The organism is Streptomyces albospinus (genome assembly GCF_014648695.1).
Classification (GTDB): Bacteria; Actinomycetota; Actinomycetes; order Streptomycetales; family Streptomycetaceae; genus Streptomyces; species Streptomyces albospinus.
Window position 1 is genome coordinate 20,414 of sequence record NZ_BMRP01000001.1, and the last position, 13,614, is coordinate 34,027.

General features: G+C 66.9%; 25 protein-coding genes. 3 read left to right on the forward strand and 22 right to left on the reverse strand.

What is annotated here, in order from left to right; all coding sequences use genetic code 11:
• Positions 1-109: 109 nt before the first annotated feature.
• From IEZ17_RS00115 to IEZ17_RS00200, 18 genes are all read right to left on the reverse strand, one after another.
• Positions 110-472: a hypothetical protein gene (locus IEZ17_RS00115; RefSeq protein WP_189294992.1), complete on the reverse strand. Its 363-nt coding sequence runs from the start codon at positions 470-472 to the stop codon at positions 110-112.
• On the reverse strand, positions 469-852 hold the full coding sequence (locus tag IEZ17_RS00120) for a sigma-70 RNA polymerase sigma factor region 4 domain-containing protein (RefSeq protein ID WP_189294994.1): 384 nt from the start codon (positions 850-852) through the stop codon (positions 469-471). Before IEZ17_RS00120 ends, IEZ17_RS00115 begins: the two co-directional genes overlap by 4 nt.
• Entirely contained in the window at positions 849-1,169 is a 321-nt protein-coding gene (locus IEZ17_RS00125) for a hypothetical protein (protein ID WP_189294996.1), read from the reverse strand. Before IEZ17_RS00125 ends, IEZ17_RS00120 begins: the two co-directional genes overlap by 4 nt.
• Positions 1,166-2,359: a hypothetical protein gene (locus IEZ17_RS00130; RefSeq protein WP_189294998.1), complete on the reverse strand. Its 1,194-nt coding sequence runs from the start codon at positions 2,357-2,359 to the stop codon at positions 1,166-1,168. The genes IEZ17_RS00125 and IEZ17_RS00130 overlap by 4 nt, the downstream gene beginning before the upstream one ends.
• A gap of 4 nt (positions 2,360-2,363) precedes the next feature.
• The gene (locus IEZ17_RS00135; protein WP_189295000.1) at positions 2,364-2,570 is read right to left on the reverse strand and encodes a hypothetical protein; all 207 of its coding nucleotides are present in this window, start codon (positions 2,568-2,570) and stop codon (positions 2,364-2,366) included.
• Positions 2,563-2,901: a hypothetical protein gene (locus tag IEZ17_RS00140; RefSeq protein ID WP_189295002.1), complete on the reverse strand. Its 339-nt coding sequence runs from the start codon at positions 2,899-2,901 to the stop codon at positions 2,563-2,565. Before IEZ17_RS00140 ends, IEZ17_RS00135 begins: the two co-directional genes overlap by 8 nt.
• Positions 2,898-3,365: a hypothetical protein gene (locus tag IEZ17_RS00145; RefSeq protein WP_189295004.1), complete on the reverse strand. Its 468-nt coding sequence runs from the start codon at positions 3,363-3,365 to the stop codon at positions 2,898-2,900. The genes IEZ17_RS00140 and IEZ17_RS00145 overlap by 4 nt, the downstream gene beginning before the upstream one ends.
• A 34-nt stretch (positions 3,366-3,399) precedes the next feature.
• Positions 3,400-3,816 carry a CHC2 zinc finger domain-containing protein gene (locus tag IEZ17_RS00150; RefSeq protein WP_189295006.1) on the reverse strand — a complete coding sequence of 139 codons (417 nt, stop codon included), beginning with the start codon at positions 3,814-3,816 and terminating at the stop codon, positions 3,400-3,402.
• Complete coding sequence (locus IEZ17_RS00155; protein WP_189295009.1) at positions 3,813-3,953, reverse strand: hypothetical protein; 141 nt, start codon at positions 3,951-3,953, stop codon at positions 3,813-3,815. Before IEZ17_RS00155 ends, IEZ17_RS00150 begins: the two co-directional genes overlap by 4 nt.
• Entirely contained in the window at positions 3,950-4,096 is a 147-nt protein-coding gene (locus IEZ17_RS00160; RefSeq protein ID WP_189295011.1) for a hypothetical protein, read from the reverse strand. The genes IEZ17_RS00155 and IEZ17_RS00160 overlap by 4 nt, the downstream gene beginning before the upstream one ends.
• Positions 4,093-4,467, reverse strand: a complete 375-nt coding sequence (locus tag IEZ17_RS00165; protein ID WP_229851605.1) for a hypothetical protein — start codon at positions 4,465-4,467, stop codon at positions 4,093-4,095. The genes IEZ17_RS00160 and IEZ17_RS00165 overlap by 4 nt, the downstream gene beginning before the upstream one ends.
• A 59-nt stretch (positions 4,468-4,526) precedes the next feature.
• On the reverse strand, positions 4,527-5,393 hold the full coding sequence (locus IEZ17_RS00170; protein ID WP_189295013.1) for an AAA family ATPase: 867 nt from the start codon (positions 5,391-5,393) through the stop codon (positions 4,527-4,529).
• A gap of 78 nt (positions 5,394-5,471) precedes the next feature.
• A complete protein-coding gene (locus IEZ17_RS00175) occupies positions 5,472-5,909 on the reverse strand; it encodes a hypothetical protein (protein ID WP_189295015.1) in 438 nt (145 codons plus the stop codon).
• A 26-nt stretch (positions 5,910-5,935) separates the two neighbouring features.
• Positions 5,936-6,079 (reverse strand): hypothetical protein, encoded by a 144-nt coding sequence (locus tag IEZ17_RS00180; protein ID WP_189295017.1) that lies wholly within the window; start codon positions 6,077-6,079, stop codon positions 5,936-5,938.
• Positions 6,076-6,540, reverse strand: a complete 465-nt coding sequence (locus IEZ17_RS00185) for a hypothetical protein (protein ID WP_229851607.1) — start codon at positions 6,538-6,540, stop codon at positions 6,076-6,078. The genes IEZ17_RS00180 and IEZ17_RS00185 overlap by 4 nt, the downstream gene beginning before the upstream one ends.
• A 49-nt stretch (positions 6,541-6,589) precedes the next feature.
• The gene (locus IEZ17_RS00190; RefSeq protein WP_189295018.1) at positions 6,590-7,525 is read right to left on the reverse strand and encodes a hypothetical protein; all 936 of its coding nucleotides are present in this window, start codon (positions 7,523-7,525) and stop codon (positions 6,590-6,592) included.
• A gap of 2 nt (positions 7,526-7,527) precedes the next feature.
• Positions 7,528-7,800, reverse strand: a complete 273-nt coding sequence (locus tag IEZ17_RS00195) for a hypothetical protein (protein ID WP_189295020.1) — start codon at positions 7,798-7,800, stop codon at positions 7,528-7,530.
• Positions 7,801-8,039: 239 nt separating this feature from the next.
• Complete coding sequence (locus tag IEZ17_RS00200; RefSeq protein ID WP_189295022.1) at positions 8,040-8,489, reverse strand: hypothetical protein; 450 nt, start codon at positions 8,487-8,489, stop codon at positions 8,040-8,042.
• A gap of 277 nt (positions 8,490-8,766) precedes the next feature.
• Between IEZ17_RS00200 and IEZ17_RS00205 the strand changes: the two genes are divergently transcribed.
• The 3 genes from IEZ17_RS00205 (at position 8,767) to IEZ17_RS00215 (ending at position 10,895) form a co-directional block, all read left to right on the forward strand.
• The gene (locus IEZ17_RS00205) at positions 8,767-9,642 is read left to right on the forward strand and encodes a helix-turn-helix domain-containing protein (protein WP_189295024.1); all 876 of its coding nucleotides are present in this window, start codon (positions 8,767-8,769) and stop codon (positions 9,640-9,642) included.
• Between the two features lie 47 nt (positions 9,643-9,689).
• Positions 9,690-10,409 (forward strand): hypothetical protein, encoded by a 720-nt coding sequence (locus tag IEZ17_RS00210; protein WP_189295025.1) that lies wholly within the window; start codon positions 9,690-9,692, stop codon positions 10,407-10,409.
• A 72-nt stretch (positions 10,410-10,481) separates the two neighbouring features.
• Entirely contained in the window at positions 10,482-10,895 is a 414-nt protein-coding gene (locus IEZ17_RS00215; protein ID WP_189295027.1) for a hypothetical protein, read from the forward strand.
• A gap of 49 nt (positions 10,896-10,944) precedes the next feature.
• Here IEZ17_RS00215 and IEZ17_RS00220 read toward each other — a convergent pair whose 3' ends face one another.
• The 4 genes from IEZ17_RS00220 to IEZ17_RS00235 all read right to left on the reverse strand — a co-directional run bounded on the left by IEZ17_RS00220 (position 10,945) and on the right by IEZ17_RS00235 (position 13,606).
• A complete protein-coding gene (locus tag IEZ17_RS00220; protein WP_189295029.1) occupies positions 10,945-11,163 on the reverse strand; it encodes a DUF7439 family protein in 219 nt (72 codons plus the stop codon).
• On the reverse strand, positions 11,163-11,930 hold the full coding sequence (locus tag IEZ17_RS44090) for a peptidoglycan-binding protein (RefSeq protein WP_308427574.1): 768 nt from the start codon (positions 11,928-11,930) through the stop codon (positions 11,163-11,165). The genes IEZ17_RS00220 and IEZ17_RS44090 overlap by 1 nt, the downstream gene beginning before the upstream one ends.
• A gap of 76 nt (positions 11,931-12,006) precedes the next feature.
• A complete protein-coding gene (locus IEZ17_RS00230) occupies positions 12,007-12,360 on the reverse strand; it encodes a hypothetical protein (RefSeq protein WP_189295034.1) in 354 nt (117 codons plus the stop codon).
• The gene (locus IEZ17_RS00235; RefSeq protein ID WP_189295037.1) at positions 12,350-13,606 is read right to left on the reverse strand and encodes a tail fiber domain-containing protein; all 1,257 of its coding nucleotides are present in this window, start codon (positions 13,604-13,606) and stop codon (positions 12,350-12,352) included. The genes IEZ17_RS00230 and IEZ17_RS00235 overlap by 11 nt, the downstream gene beginning before the upstream one ends.
• Positions 13,607-13,614: the final 8 nt, after the last annotated feature.

The window sequence follows — 13,614 nt, forward strand, 5'->3', positions numbered from 1 at the left end:
ACCCCTGTCACATCCCGCCCCATGCCGGACGGAACGATTCCCTCTCCACCCTGCCACGCGACCCATCGGACAGGCCCTAGCCGCCTCGGAGCTAGCGGGCGGCGACTCGTTACTCGACCACCAGCGCGGTTGACCCCAGCCGACTGAGCGCGAGCCGAGTCAAGTCCGACAGCTCTTCGCCCTGTCGTGTGCTCTGCCGCGTCAGGGCTTGGACCTGTTGGAGGAGCTCGGTGTACGTCGGCTCCGACCTGGTGAGGAACACCGCGTTCTCGGCGATGTCGTCTGCGGTGGCCCGCGACGCCGCGAGCACCCGATCAACTAGCGCCCGCCGGTTCGTCTGGGCATCCGCCTGCGCGTTCTCCGCCTCGTTGTACGGCCGCGAGAGGACCGTCCCGTCCTCGCGGCGCTCGTAGTACGTGCGGGTGGCGACGTCCCAATACTCGATCGCCCCTTCGGGCATGAGCTCGCTCAAGCCGCAGCCTCCATCTGGTCGTAACTGTCCACGTAGTCCATGCCGTTGAGGTGGGAGGCGATCTTGCCGACACCTCGTTCGAGCCGGTACCGCACGGCCCGGTCAGTTACGCCGTCACGGGCGGCGATCAGGCTGTCAGGCCAGTCGAGGCAGTACCGAAGGAAGAGCGCCCGGCGCTCGCCGAGTGACAGCTCGCACATCCTCCATGCCTGCCGGATGTCGGCGAGGTGGGCGAACAGGATGCCCGCGGCCTTCTTGTCGACCGTGCCCTTCGGCATGTCGGCGTCCGGCGCCTGGGGGTTGCGTATGCCGTAGGCCGCTTCCACGTCCCACACGGCCGGCAACAGGTGCTCGATCAGGCGCCGGTCGTAGCCGCTCATCGTTCACCTGCGCCGACACGCTCGCAGGCCGCCTCGTACGAGGTGTGCCGGGCTCGGTGCCGGGCCTGCGTTTTGATCTTGTCCGTCAGGTCGAGCACGAGCCGGTGGTACAGCACGCCGAGTCCGAGGCCCGGGTCGTTCAGGCACTCGCGCACCATCGCGGCCTTCGTCGCCAGGATGAGGACGGCCTCCTGGAAGGCGTCGTCGTACTCCATCGTGAGCCGGTCCTCGTAGCCGTCCGCGATGCGCCGGGCGGCACGGCCAGCGACGGCCATCACGTCGGGGGAGAGAACTGACCAGTCCGCGGATTCGCTCACCGGACCACCTCCTTCACGGGAACCTCGCCGTCCCGAGTGATCAGGAGCATCAGTCCGGGGGCGCCGACCGTGCCGGTGCGGTGCCGCCACCACGTCGACTCGGACTCCATGGCCGGAACCTGGATGAACGTCCTCGGTCCGTCCGTGTCCACGAACTCGTGGTGGAGGTGGCCAGCAAGGAGGACATCGGCCTGGTGCATGGCGCTGGCCTTGTTGAAGCTCTGGCCCTTCCACCACTCGAAGTGCTTTCCGCTGCGCCACTGGTGCCCGTGGGCGTGCGCCACGACGGTTCCCGAGCACTCGACGACCACAGTCAGCTCGTCCGTGTCGGGCACGAAGAACTCGACGTGGCCGAACTCGTCCGGGGCGAGCGAGACGGCCTCCTGGACGGCGACGAGGGCATCGGTGTCGTGGGAGTCGTCGTACCGCGTGACGCCCTTGCCGTTGAACCTGACGGCTTCGCCGTGGTTGCCCGGTACGGCCGCGACGGTGAGGCGCTCGACGAGCGGCGCGAGACGCAGCACCGCGTGCGCCATCACCCGGCGGGTGATGCGGATCTGCTCGGTCAACGTGAGGGCGGTCCGCCATGCGTTCGCGCCGTTCTGCGACTGGTAGCCCTCGATGTGGTCGCCCAGCCAGGCGAGGTGAACGTGCCCGATCGAGAAGCGCTTGCGGTACTCGGCGAGCAGGTCGGCGGCCTTGTCGATGCAGGAGATTGTGCGCTGGAGCGTGCCGGCCACTCCGTCGCCATCCGCCTTCCCGAACTGCATGTCTCCGAGCGCGATGATCAGGGTGTGGTCGCCCTGTCGCTGGGCGGTCAGCAGGCGGGGCGGGTCGTATTGGTCAACCAGGGCCAGGAGCTCGTCCAGGTTCGGACGCTGTGCTTCTACGGACTGGCGTCGCGCGAAGGTGAAACGGGTGGAGACTCCGAGCTCGCCGTTCGGCATCGTCCATTCGGAGCTTCGGAACGCCTTCACGTCCCAGTCGGCAGGGTCGAGGTGATGAGCACGGAGCACGTCGGCGGCCGAGGAATCGGGGTCCATCTCGGCGGGGCCGCGCACGGTGACCTCGGCCGCGTCGCCGGAGACCTCGATCTGTCGGGTGTAGTCGCGTTCGGGATCGGCCTGGCGGCTGGATACAGGGGGCGGGGTCGGCGTGGCGAGCAGGTCAGCCAGCAGAGTGTCAGTCACAGGTTTACACATCCTCCTGAAGGGATCGGCGGTACGTGCGGATGGTGGAGGCGGACACGTGGTGTCCGTGCTTGCGGAGAACGAGCGCGAGCCGCTCTGCGGAGGAGCCGTCGAGGAGCCGGATCACCATCGACTCGCGCTCGTCGGGCTCCAGTTCGTCATAGATGCTCTGGAGAGTTGGGCCGGGCTGTCCGGGCAGTGCCTCACTCACACGGCCCCCTGTCGATCGACTCGACGGCCGCCACAGCGAGGGCGGCCAGATGGACGAGCCCGGCACGTGCGTCCTCCGGCCGCTGCTCGGCGAGGGTGCCGAAGGCCGCGGCGAGGAGAGTCGAATCCCAGCCGGGTACTCCGTCGAGGTCCCGGCTGGTGTTGATCGTCCGCCACCGGCTCGCCTCATGCAGGTGGTGAGATCGACCCTTGTGGGGGCGATGTCCTCCGGCCACGGGAACGGTGCGGTCCTCAACGGACTTCCGGGCTGCGCGGACCTCGGCCAGGATCGCTGTCACGGGTGCCGACCGCTTCGTCTTCATCTCGGTCACTTCTCACTCTCCTTGATCACGTTCAGTAGGGACTGAGCGCCTCCCTGCTTGTAGGTCTCGGACACGTCGCCGATCCGCAGCCGCATGCCTCGCGCGGAGCGAGGAAGGGAACGGCAGACCTTCGAGGTGAACTCCGCGCCGGCATCGTCCGGATCGCCCCAGACGCGCACGACGTTGAAGCCCGCGAGCATCCGGCGGTGGCGGGGCAGCCAGAGGGAAGCGCCAGGAAGGCCAACGACATGCAGGCCGAGCATGCGCAGGACGACCCTGTCGAGCTCGCCCTCGGTCACGTCGATGGTGTCCCCGGCCGCGTGGATGGAATCCACGCCGTACATCCTCGGAGGGTCCCCGGTGATGGTGTTGTACTTGCCGTGGTGGTGCGCGCGGTGATCGTGCTCCAGCAGGCACCGGAAGCGGATGGTCAGCGGTTGGCCGGCACGCCCCAGGTAGGGGATGGCGAGCATCCCGCGGAATCGCTCGTGTCCAGGGAAGGCGTCGTCACCGACGACGCCAAGCCGGTACGTAGCCGCTTCGGCCCTTCCGATCCCGCGATCCAGCAGGTACCTGGCGGCGTCCGCCGTAAGCGCTGCCTGATAGGTGGCTGTCGCCTCCTCCAGCGTCTTGCGTTGCGAGTCCGAGAGAGGCTGCAAGGGACTTCGCTCCGACAAAGGTCATCTCCTTCTCAAGGACGGTTGTGGCATAGCGGATGAGGAACTCGTAGCTGTCACCGCCCGCTTGGCAGGAGTGGCACTTCCACAGCTGCCGGGTGAGGTTGTACGAGAACGACGGGGTGTTGTCCTCGTGCAGGGGACAGCGGGTCATGCCGATGGACCGTTCGGCGTTGTAGTCGACGTCGTAGTGCTCGAAGACGGCTTCGAGCGTCGGTTTCTCGTCGTGGTCTTCGCTGAAGCTCATAGCAGCATCCAATTCAGGTCGGCCATCGGAACGTCATAGAACTCCTCGATTTCCACCAGGAGTTGCCCGTCGAACTCGGGGTCGTTGAGGCAGTCGAGAAAGGCGTCGAAGCCGCATGCTTCCTCGGCCGGGGTCACGCGATCTGCTCCCCCCGAAAGAAGCCGCCGATGGTGTCATAGCCAAGGTCGCCGAGTCCCTGCGGCTGCGCGAATTCGAGGAACAGGCCGCCTAGCTCCTTGGCTAGACGCACCAGCTCGGCTTCCTCCTCGTACGTGATCACTCGGGGTCCAGGTCGAAATACTCCTCGACCGTGGTGAGCACGAAAGCCTTGCGCCAGGACTTTCCGCGCCGCTTGACGACGACCACGGAATCGACGAGGTCCGCGTCCAGGCCGCGGTGCTTGGCGAAGTTCTCGCGCTCGCGCATCGCCTCGTCGAGGAAGGGGCCGGGCTCGAATTTCGCGTTCTTGGCCTCGATCACCAGGAAGCGGCCGTCGTCCTCGCGGATGACCATGTCGCCTTCGTCTTCGATGCCGGCCAGGCGCAGGCTCTCGACGTCCTCCCCGAGGGCCCGCAGGCCCTCCCGCAGATCCGTCTCCCACACGGCGCCCTTGCGCCGGTTGGCCTTGTTGCGCATCGCTATCTCAGTCACAGGTTTACATCTCCGTCAAAGGAATGCCCGCTCCTGCGGGCTAGATACAGGTTAACACGTTAGGCAGCGTTGAGGATCTTCGTCGGCGACCAGGGTTGGGAGGGCGACGCGACGGGGATGCGTGTCTCCAGCTTGGAGAACCGGGTCAGTTCCGGGTGGCAACGCATGGACGCGTACCGCTTCGCGGTCGGGTCGCAGGGCCCCATCCTTTGCTTGATCACCGCGACGCGGTACTCGTGCGAGGTCGGATCGAGCGCCACGGACAGCGACAGCTCGGGCTTTTCGCTCAAGCCGCCCTTGACCTGATCCCGGCTGGGCGGAGCCCACGGGTCGCTCTTCGCCTCCCACGACTTGTCGCTGGCGTGGTGGAGCACCATGACCGTGGCTCCGGTCGCACGGGCCAACTCGGTCAGCCCCGACATCACCGCCATCTGCTCGGTGTAGTCACTCTCTGCGCCCTCGAAGTCCATCAGGTTGTCGAAGACGAAGAGCTGCGGGAAGGCGTCCCATAGTTCGATGAACGCCTCCAACTCCTCGTCCACCGACTTCCAGGTGATCGGGCTGCCGAAGGAGAAGGTGATGTTCGAGCCCGCGAGCGAGGACAGGTACTCCTGGCGATGCCGGCCACCGGCCGCCATGCCTGCCTCGACCATCTCCGTCGTATCGCCGGTCGCCATCGAAGCGAGCCGCGACGAGGCAGTGAAGGCGCTCATGTCGGCGGAGAAGTAGAGGGTGGGCAAGTTCATCTGGGCCGCCCAGTACAGCGCGAAGCCCGACTTCTGGGTGCCGGACCTTCCGGCGATCATGATGACTTCGCCATGCCGGGGGCGGCAGCCCATCGCGTACAGGGCCTCGAACGCTTCGACACGCGGCAGCTCCTTGCCGGACTCGGCATGGAGGGCGAGTGACCTTGCTGGGGTGAGCAATTCGGAACTCTCCTCTCGGAAATAGGGCCAGGGGCGAGAGGGGGCCGACCCGCAGGTCAGCCCCCGCACCTCGCGGTGTCAGTCGAAGTCGGGCGCGTCGGCGACGGCCTTGGCCACCGCGGCTTCGCGCTTCGTGGCGTAGTCGATGACGGCCTGGCGGACCGAGGCGTCCGCAACCGGACGCCAGACCCATGCGGGATGTGCGCCCGGACGCTTCGGGGGCACCTGGGTCACGGTGACGATGGTCGCGCCCCCGATGACGGTCTCAAGGTCGCGGGCGAGGAGCGTCTGTTCCACGCGGGTGCCCTTGGTGATCTCGGGGCTGAGCGCTGCGAGCTGCTCGCGGGACTTGAAGACGGAGATGTCGCAGAGGGCCGAGTCCTTCGGCCCGTTCGGGGTGGGGCGCTGCCGGTCGAAGGAGTTCACCTCAACGAGGATCGCGATGGCGTCCACGTTGTCCTTCGGCTTGAACCAGCCGCCGCCCTGGGTGGGGATGTCGATGAAGTTCAGAGTCACTAAGTCTGTCTCCTGGTTTTGGGGATTCACTCGTTGATGCAGCGGGCGGGTGCGTCGCCCGCCTTCAGGGGGGTGCACAGCCCGCACGGGGCTGCGACCCAGGTCCAGATGGATGCCGCGAGCAAGGCTGCGGCGATGGTCATGGCGAGGGCGGGGCGAGCGGCTTTCACGCGACCTGCTTCAGCGCCCGGCCCTTGGCCTTGTAGGCGGTCATGACAGTCGGGTCGGCGAAGAACGACTGGTTGGCGGCCCATACCTTCTGGAGGTCGGCCACGCTGGTCTGTTTGGCGATCTCGCCGAGAATCCAGCCGTTCGGCTCTTCCTTCGCGGCTGGCGCCGGTGTGGCACTTGCAGCCGCCCACGGGTCGTCCTCATCCGAAGGGGCCTCGGTGGCGACGATCCGCCCGCCCAGTAGGCCGGCAATGTTGCCGGTGCCGTGCGCGATGCTCGTCGCCTCGACGACCAGCTCGCTGAGCGTTAGGCTAGTAACAGGTTCACACTCGAACCCGAAGTAGTCGATGATCTGCTTGCGGACGACCTCCGAGGGTCCGCGGAAGACCGCCCAGGTGTCCTCGTAGCCCTTGCCGTACTTGATCGTTACGGTGATGCCGTGCTCGTGCGACTCACTCACTCCGTCGTTCTCTCTGATCTGCTGTTACAGGTTAACACCTGTGGTCGAGTTAAGCGGCCGTGGAGTGCGTGATCCGGGTCACCCAGGGGCGCATGGCGTCGCGGACGCCGCGCATCTGCCGGATGTCGCGGGACAGCTTGGCGGCTCGCCATCCGATCTCCAAGTTCACCCAGTACAGGGTGCATTCGCCGGAGCCTGCGGGCAGGTGGATGATGATGCCCCACTGCTGCGATACCTCGGGCAGTGGCGCGTACGCCGTCACTGCCTCCTTGGCCGGCACGGACGCCTTCTTCCAGGCCGTAAGCGCCTTGCGGTTCGAGGTGTCCACGGGGAAGCGGGTGTGGTCGTAGAACTCGCCGCGCGAGTACACCGCGAGCTGGGATGCCATCTTCAGTGCGCCGTACTGGACGGAGCCCGTCTTCAGGTCGCCGATGAAGAGCCCGTCGAGGGGTTCGCCGTCCGGGCCGGGCCCGCTGTAGGACAGCAGCCGATCGAACGTGCCGCCGACGGCCAACTCGGGTACGACGACGAACTGTTCGACGCCTTGGATGTCGAAGTCGACTGTCGCGGCCATGTAGGCGGACATGTCCCGCAGGTCGAGTTCCGAGGTGGTGGCGGGTAGAGGGTCGCCGCGGTCAACGTACTCGGACAGGGTGTGGAGGTGGGTTCCGCGCTCGCGCTTGGCGTTGGCGCCGGAAAGGCTGACGGCCCGCTCGGTCAGGGCGTTGAGCTGCCGCTTGTCGGCTGCGTCGTCGGGGTTGAGGTCGCGTACGGCGTTCAGGATCGAGGGTTGTCGGGCGGCGCCCACGAGGGTCATGCGCTTGCCCCAGGCGGTCAAGGAGCTCTTGTCCTCGATCGCGTCGATGAAGGTGGTCGTCCGGGTCAAGGCGGTTGGCTTCCCACCCCCTTTGGGGACGACGAGCGGTCGGTCCCAGCCGTCGCGGGGCACCCCTGGGGAGGGGGCGGTGATGTCGACAAACCTCATGGTTAAGCGGCTCCTTCGAGGTAGGTGTCCTGATCGAAAACGCATCGGGCGAGGTCCATGCGGATACGCCCGTCACCAAGGAAGAACGGCTCACCTTCGCTCTCGTCGAGAGGCTCCAGGCCGCGGGCTCGGATGGCTTCGAGAGCTGAGCGCACCACAGTGGTCGTCACGTCCTGGTCGAAGGTGAGGTGGTAGTCCCACTCTTCTTCGTTGACGTACAGCACGGCGCCTTCGGCGACGCGCGAAGTGTCCCCCCGGGACACAGTTGCGCTCATGGCAGCTATGTTCCTTCTGTAAATCTGTAACTAAGACAGTTCTATGCGTAGGGAAAATTTCCGTCAAGTCGGATTTACGTGTCGAACCTGTGATCCCCCGCACGCCCCTGAGCTGCCCCTTAAGGGCGACTTAAGGCTATGCGGAGGGGGTACGTCCGATATCCACCCCGAGAATGAGAAGCCCCCCGCCGGATCTCCGACAGGGGGATGATGCGAACAGTCGTTCGAGTACGGCAGGATCAATCCTGCGCCTTGTTGCCCGTCTTCGTTGCGGGCGGGTGGATCAGCTCCGCGTCTCCTTCGGTGCGGGGCACGTAGAACCAGCCGTCCGGGTGCTCCGGGTCGTAGTGGACAACGACGTCCTCCGCCTTCAGGTCGGCCTTCCAGGAGGCCAGGCGCTTGGTGTCTTCCGGGGTCAGCTCCTTGCCGGCCTTCCGGCGTGCCTCGGCGCGCAGCATCAGCACGGGGTACGCGTACCGATGCTCCTCCTTCACCTTCCAGGGGATCAGTTCGTCATCTCGAACATTGCGACGGTCCAGCCCGCGACGGCGGCGAAACGTCGCCCACATGCCCCGGGTGGTCTCGATCCCGTACTTCTTCTCGTACGTCTCGATCATCCAGTCGTACGTGCGGTTCTCCTCGAACCAGCGAAGTACCTCGGACTCGTCGACGATCTTCTTGGCTCCCACTGGTCTCTCGTCTCAGGTGAAGTCCTGCTCAGGGTCGAACTCTTGTTACATAGTTGCGCAGGGGTCTTCGAGCTGTCAAACTGTAACAAGACCAAGATCGTCAGCGCTCCAACGCTGACGGCACACAGAAATGACCCCGGTCAGCGCTCCAACGCTGTCCGGGGCCTCTACCCGGCAGCGCGCGAACGCTTTCGGGTACTACACCAGGAGATATGAGCTCCCAGTGCGTATTCAGCGTACCCCTCGACGTGCCCATTTCACGATCGTGGGCAATGACGTGCTCCGCAACCGTGAGCTGTCCTTCACAGCCCGAGGCATCCTCGGCTACCTGCTGAGCCTCCCTGACGGCGCCGACGAAGACGTACGCAAGCTCGCCGACAAGAACCCCAAGATCGGCCGCAAAGGCATCCGGGACGCCGTGGACGAGCTGATCTCCAAGGGCTACTACTTCCGGCACACCTACCGGGACGACCGAGGCCGCGTACGTACGGACACCTACGTGTTCGACACTCCGCAGGAGACCTTCCTTCCGACTCCCGCCATGCCGGGAACCGGCGCCCCGACGCCTGGCTCTGCGGGAAGCCTCCCTTCGGGAGTTAAGGATCTTGTCTCTAAGAACGAAGACAAGACCCCTCCCGCCTCCCCGGACGCTGAGCCCGAGGGGGCTCCGGCTGACCGCGGGGAAGGGGACGCGCAGCACACACGGGAGGCCGCACGGCTCCTGGCCCGCCTCGGCTCCGTCGACAGCCGCCTGAAGCTCACCGCCAAGCAGACCACCGCCCTCGCACCCCTTGCGGCTGAATGGCTCAGCCGTGGCGCCACCATCGCCGAGATCACCGACGCCACCACCCAGGGCCTCCCGCAGCGCGTGTACTCTGCCGCGAAGCTCGTCGCCGACCGGCTCCAGCGCAAGATGCCCGAGCCGCGCCGCCAGTGGAAGACCTACGCCGACTGCGCGGACGGCTGCGGCCGACTCCTGCCCGCAGGGCAGGACTCTGGCATCTGCGCCGTCTGCGCTGGCATCGTGCCGCCGCCGCTCTTCACTGAGCTCGTCCGTGACGCCGAGCTTGACGGCGACCTCCTGAGTCACGTCACCGGAGCTGGGGCCGAACTGATCGCCGCCATCCGCGCCCGCAAGGCCGCCCGCGCCTGACCGGCGCCGCCGCACACCTCTCACCGCGCACCCCGATAGGAACACCCATGCCCAGCTCCCGCCTGCCCTGGTACGCCTACGTCCTCGGCGGCCTGGTCCTCGTCGTCGCCCTGATGATGTCGGCCCCCGGTGAGTACCAGCTCGCCCGCGTCGCCGGATGGGGCGAACTCGTCGCGGCCGGCATGCCGGTCTGCATGTCCGTCTACACGGCCTTCGCCGTCTGGTTCGTCGAGACCAGGCGCAAGGGCGAGAAAGGGCGAGGCACGGCCATCGTCGGGGCGATCTGCGCGCTGACGATGACACTGTCCGGTCAGGTCGTGGCCCACTGGATCGCCGCCGGAGACATGCAGTCATCCATGGCCCTGACCGCCGCCGTCTCCTCGGTGCCCGCGATCGTCGTCGGCCACGTCGCCCACATGATCATCCGGGCCGCCCGCCAGGAAGCCGTCGTCGAGCCGCAGCTCGACACGCACGCGAGCGAGTACCTGGAGGAGGTGTCGCACGAGCCCCGGCCGGACGAGCCGCAGGAGGAGCCCCAGCAGGAGGCCCTCGACATCGAGATCCCCGTCGACGAGGTGGCCCAGGCCCGCGCCCGGCGCCGCCCCGGACGCCCCGGACCCTCGATCGAGGATCTGAAGAAGGCCGCCGAGACCCTCCGAGCCCAGGGCGAGGAAGTGAACGGCCCCAATCTCGCGAAGGCCATGGGACGGCACCGCCGCCAGGGCTCCCGCTACCTCGCCATGCTCAACGACGCCCCGACCGGCTGATCAACCCCGCCAACCTTCGCCGTGCGGGACAATCCTCACGATGAGTCCCGCACGGCGAGGAGACGCGGAGAAGTGGAAGTAACAGTGACCATGGTTGTTTGCGATGTCTGCAAGCGACAGGACAGGCCCGCGAAGAAGTACCTGCTCGCCGTGGGGGACACGGAGCCCGTCCGTAAGGATCTCTGCGTCGAAGACGCTGCCCCGGTCGTCGCGCTCTTCTTCGAGCCCGAGGCCGCTGCCCCGGAAGCCACGGTGACCCTCGACGGGCCGCAAGGGCACGAGAGGGAGACGGCCCGGCCGGCACGCGAACCGGCGGCCCCGGCCAAGAAGGCGGCTGCCAAGAGGGCGCCAGCGAAGAAGGCCACCGCGAAGAGTACGACGGCTAAGAAGACGGCCACCCGTCGGAAGAGTCTCGGTGCCCGCACCTTGACCCCGGAGCAGATCGAAGCAGAGAAGGCCGCAGCACGGGCCAAGGACGGTAGCTGAAACGCAGGAAATCCCCCCGCCGACCACACGGGTCAGCGGGGGGATTCGGTTACTCCTCGGTGTCGTCATCGCTCGGAGCGACCACCCCCAGCGCCGTCAGGATCTGCACGATGACGGCGACTTCGGGACTGTCGGCGTAGACGATGGCGGCGATGGACACCGCGACACCCACCGCGGACAGCACCGCACCGACGCGCGTGCGGTAGCGGACGGGCAGCAGGCTCACCAGCGAGATGGGCTTGGAACCGGGCATCTGCATCTTGCTCATCAGCGACCTGCCGGAGCCGTCAGGCGGGCCCAGGTCGACGGGCCCGGATAGCCGTCCGCGTCCGAGCCGCTCCAACCCTGCGCACGCTGGAACGCCTCGGTCGCCTTGCGGTCCGCCTCGGTGAAGCGCGGTCCCGGCCCCTCGGAGTAGAAGCGGCCGAAGCCGTGCGCGACGAGCCGCTTGCCGAGGACGGTCACGGCCGGGTGGGACTGGCCGAGACGGAACGCCTGCCGGCCAGGGAACGGGGTGTTGTCTCCCTGGTCCTTGCTGCTCTTCCAGGCGGGGTCCGCAGAGTCGATGCCCTCGGCGAAGGCCGGGTAGCCGTACCCGTAAACGTACGAGCTGCGGCGCTCGCGCTTCTTCAGGTACACGCCGTCGCCCTCCGCGCTGCCGGAGTCGTTGGTGTTGCCTTCGATGGTGTAGACGTACGTGGAGTCGTAGGCGTACACGATGCCGGTGTGGGTGCCGCCCCCAGCCCCGAACAGGACCATGGCGCCGACCGCCGGGTAGGCGCTCCACCGGTTGCGGCTCTTGAACCAGTCGACGGCCGTGGAGCACGAGGCGGTACGCGGGTACAGGCCGGAGAGGCCGGCCTTCATGGCGCACCAGGAAACGAACGTGGCACACCACGCCTGGTTCTGGCTCCACTCCAGGCCGGGGACGGCCGGGCTGTACTTCTGCCAGTTGTTCCAGTGCCCATTGGATCGGCCTTCGTGATAGCCGACCTCAGCCTTGGCGATGTTGATAACGGTCTGGGCGTTGCCCAAGTGACTTACTCCTTCGGGACATGACGAAGGCCCCGTCCGCAAGTGCGGAACGGGGCCCAAATGCAGGGGATTTGACTCAGATGGGGTTGGGGACAGAAGTAGTGATGTGCGCATCGAGTCGCTCGGCGACCACGAGGCGTTCTGTCCTCTCGTGGGCGAGGTCTGTACGCAGGGCGGCGATGTCCCGGCTGTGCTGGGCCTGGCCGTCGAGGACGCGATCGAGTCCCCGAATCACGCGGTCCACGTCGTCCCGCAGGTTCGTCGAGTGGTCGTTGGAGACCTGCTCGCGCGCCTCCTGCGCGTGCTCGCGCACTTCGGCCAGAGCGGTGCCCTGTCTCCGTACGAGCTCGACGAGGACTCCGACGAGGGCTGCGACGACAGCGCCGCCAGCCGAGACGAGAGCCACCTGCACGGAGGGCTCAAGCTGCACGGGCAAGCTCCTCGACGAGGGCCTCCAGGCGCTCAATTCGCTGGGCCTGGTCCTGAACGACCGGCAGCAGGGCGACACCAAGCAGGTCGTATCGGAGGGCGTCGATACGTCCCTCCTCGTCGTACGTGACGATCTCGGGAAGTGTCTTGGCGACCTCTTCCGCGATCAGGCCGTACTCGTCCTTGCGTGACTGGGGCTTGTCCTCGGTCGGCTTCCGGTCGTAAACGCGGGGACGCAATGCGAGGACGGCGGCCGGGTCAATTCCGATGTCCCGGACGTTTTCCTTGTAACGGATGGAGGACGTGTTCCGGCAGAACGTCCCGTCCCCCTCCACCCACACCGCGTACCAAGTACCGGAGCCGCTCGCGCTGTTGTTGTGCGGCATCTTCGAGCCGTTGGCCCAGGAGATCGTGCTGCCGGAGGTGAGGTACTCACCGTGCGAGTGTCCGGACGGGGGATACGACCCGGGCTTGTCGGAGATCTGTCCCCATGAGTGGCTGTGGGACGTCGGGGGGAAGTACGACGGTTTGCCGTAGACGCCTTCCCAGTGGTGGCCGTGCTCGGCCACAGGGAAGACCACGGGCTTCTCAGTGATGTCCCCCCACGCGTGCGAGTGGGCAGACGGCGCGAACGTGGAGGGCTTGCCCGTGAGGGACGCCCACGAGACGGTCGGTGCCAGATCGGCCCAGGCTGAGCCGTCCCACCACTCCCACCGAGCCAGGGTGTTGTTGAAGCCGAGCTGCCCCTTGCGCGGAGAGGACGGGCGGGTGGACGTGGACCAGACGCCGACCCGGTGGCCGACCACGGGCCGAGTCGCGGAGACATCCGCGCTCGTGATCGTCGTGACGCTGGCGGACACGGCGACGTTGGCGAGCGCCATCTCGTAGATGCCGGTGTCGGTCTGGCTGAGGGCTGAGGGAGTGGACGACCCTGCCGAGCCCGCCTTGACGGCCAAGGTGATCGAGTTAGAGGCGGGGTCGAGCCGCAGGACTACCCGGTCGACGCGGGTGTTCGTGCCGGCCGCAGGTATGGCCAGCGTCTCGGTCGCGGTGGACTGCACCATGTGACCGCGCAGGATCGCGAGACCGGGCTGCACGGTCACAGTCATGCCGTTGCCTGCGCTGACATGGAAGCCGGGGCTGTCGTACGCGGCGACGACGCCGGAGTCCTGGAACTCCCGGAAGAGGTAGCCGTATTGGCTCTCCGTGACGGCCTGGGAGTCGAAGGGGAAGGACGTGATTGCCAAGAAGAGGT

What these genes read in the sequence shown, in the direction of transcription:
- IEZ17_RS00120 (WP_189294994.1), bottom strand. Translation starts at nt 852, where the DNA reads ATGAGCGGCTACGACCGGCGCCTGATCGAGCACCTGTTGCCGGCCGTG.
- IEZ17_RS00145 (WP_189295004.1), bottom strand. Translation starts at nt 3,365, where the DNA reads ATGCTCGCCATCCCCTACCTGGGGCGTGCCGGCCAACCGCTGACCATC.
- IEZ17_RS00150 (WP_189295006.1), bottom strand. Translation starts at nt 3,816, where the DNA reads ATGAGCTTCAGCGAAGACCACGACGAGAAACCGACGCTCGAAGCCGTC.
- IEZ17_RS00190 (WP_189295018.1), bottom strand. Translation starts at nt 7,525, where the DNA reads ATGAGGTTTGTCGACATCACCGCCCCCTCCCCAGGGGTGCCCCGCGAC.
- IEZ17_RS00195 (WP_189295020.1), bottom strand. Translation starts at nt 7,800, where the DNA reads ATGAGCGCAACTGTGTCCCGGGGGGACACTTCGCGCGTCGCCGAAGGC.
- IEZ17_RS00210 (WP_189295025.1), top strand. Translation starts at nt 9,690, where the DNA reads ATGCCCAGCTCCCGCCTGCCCTGGTACGCCTACGTCCTCGGCGGCCTG.
- IEZ17_RS00220 (WP_189295029.1), bottom strand. Translation starts at nt 11,163, where the DNA reads ATGAGCAAGATGCAGATGCCCGGTTCCAAGCCCATCTCGCTGGTGAGC.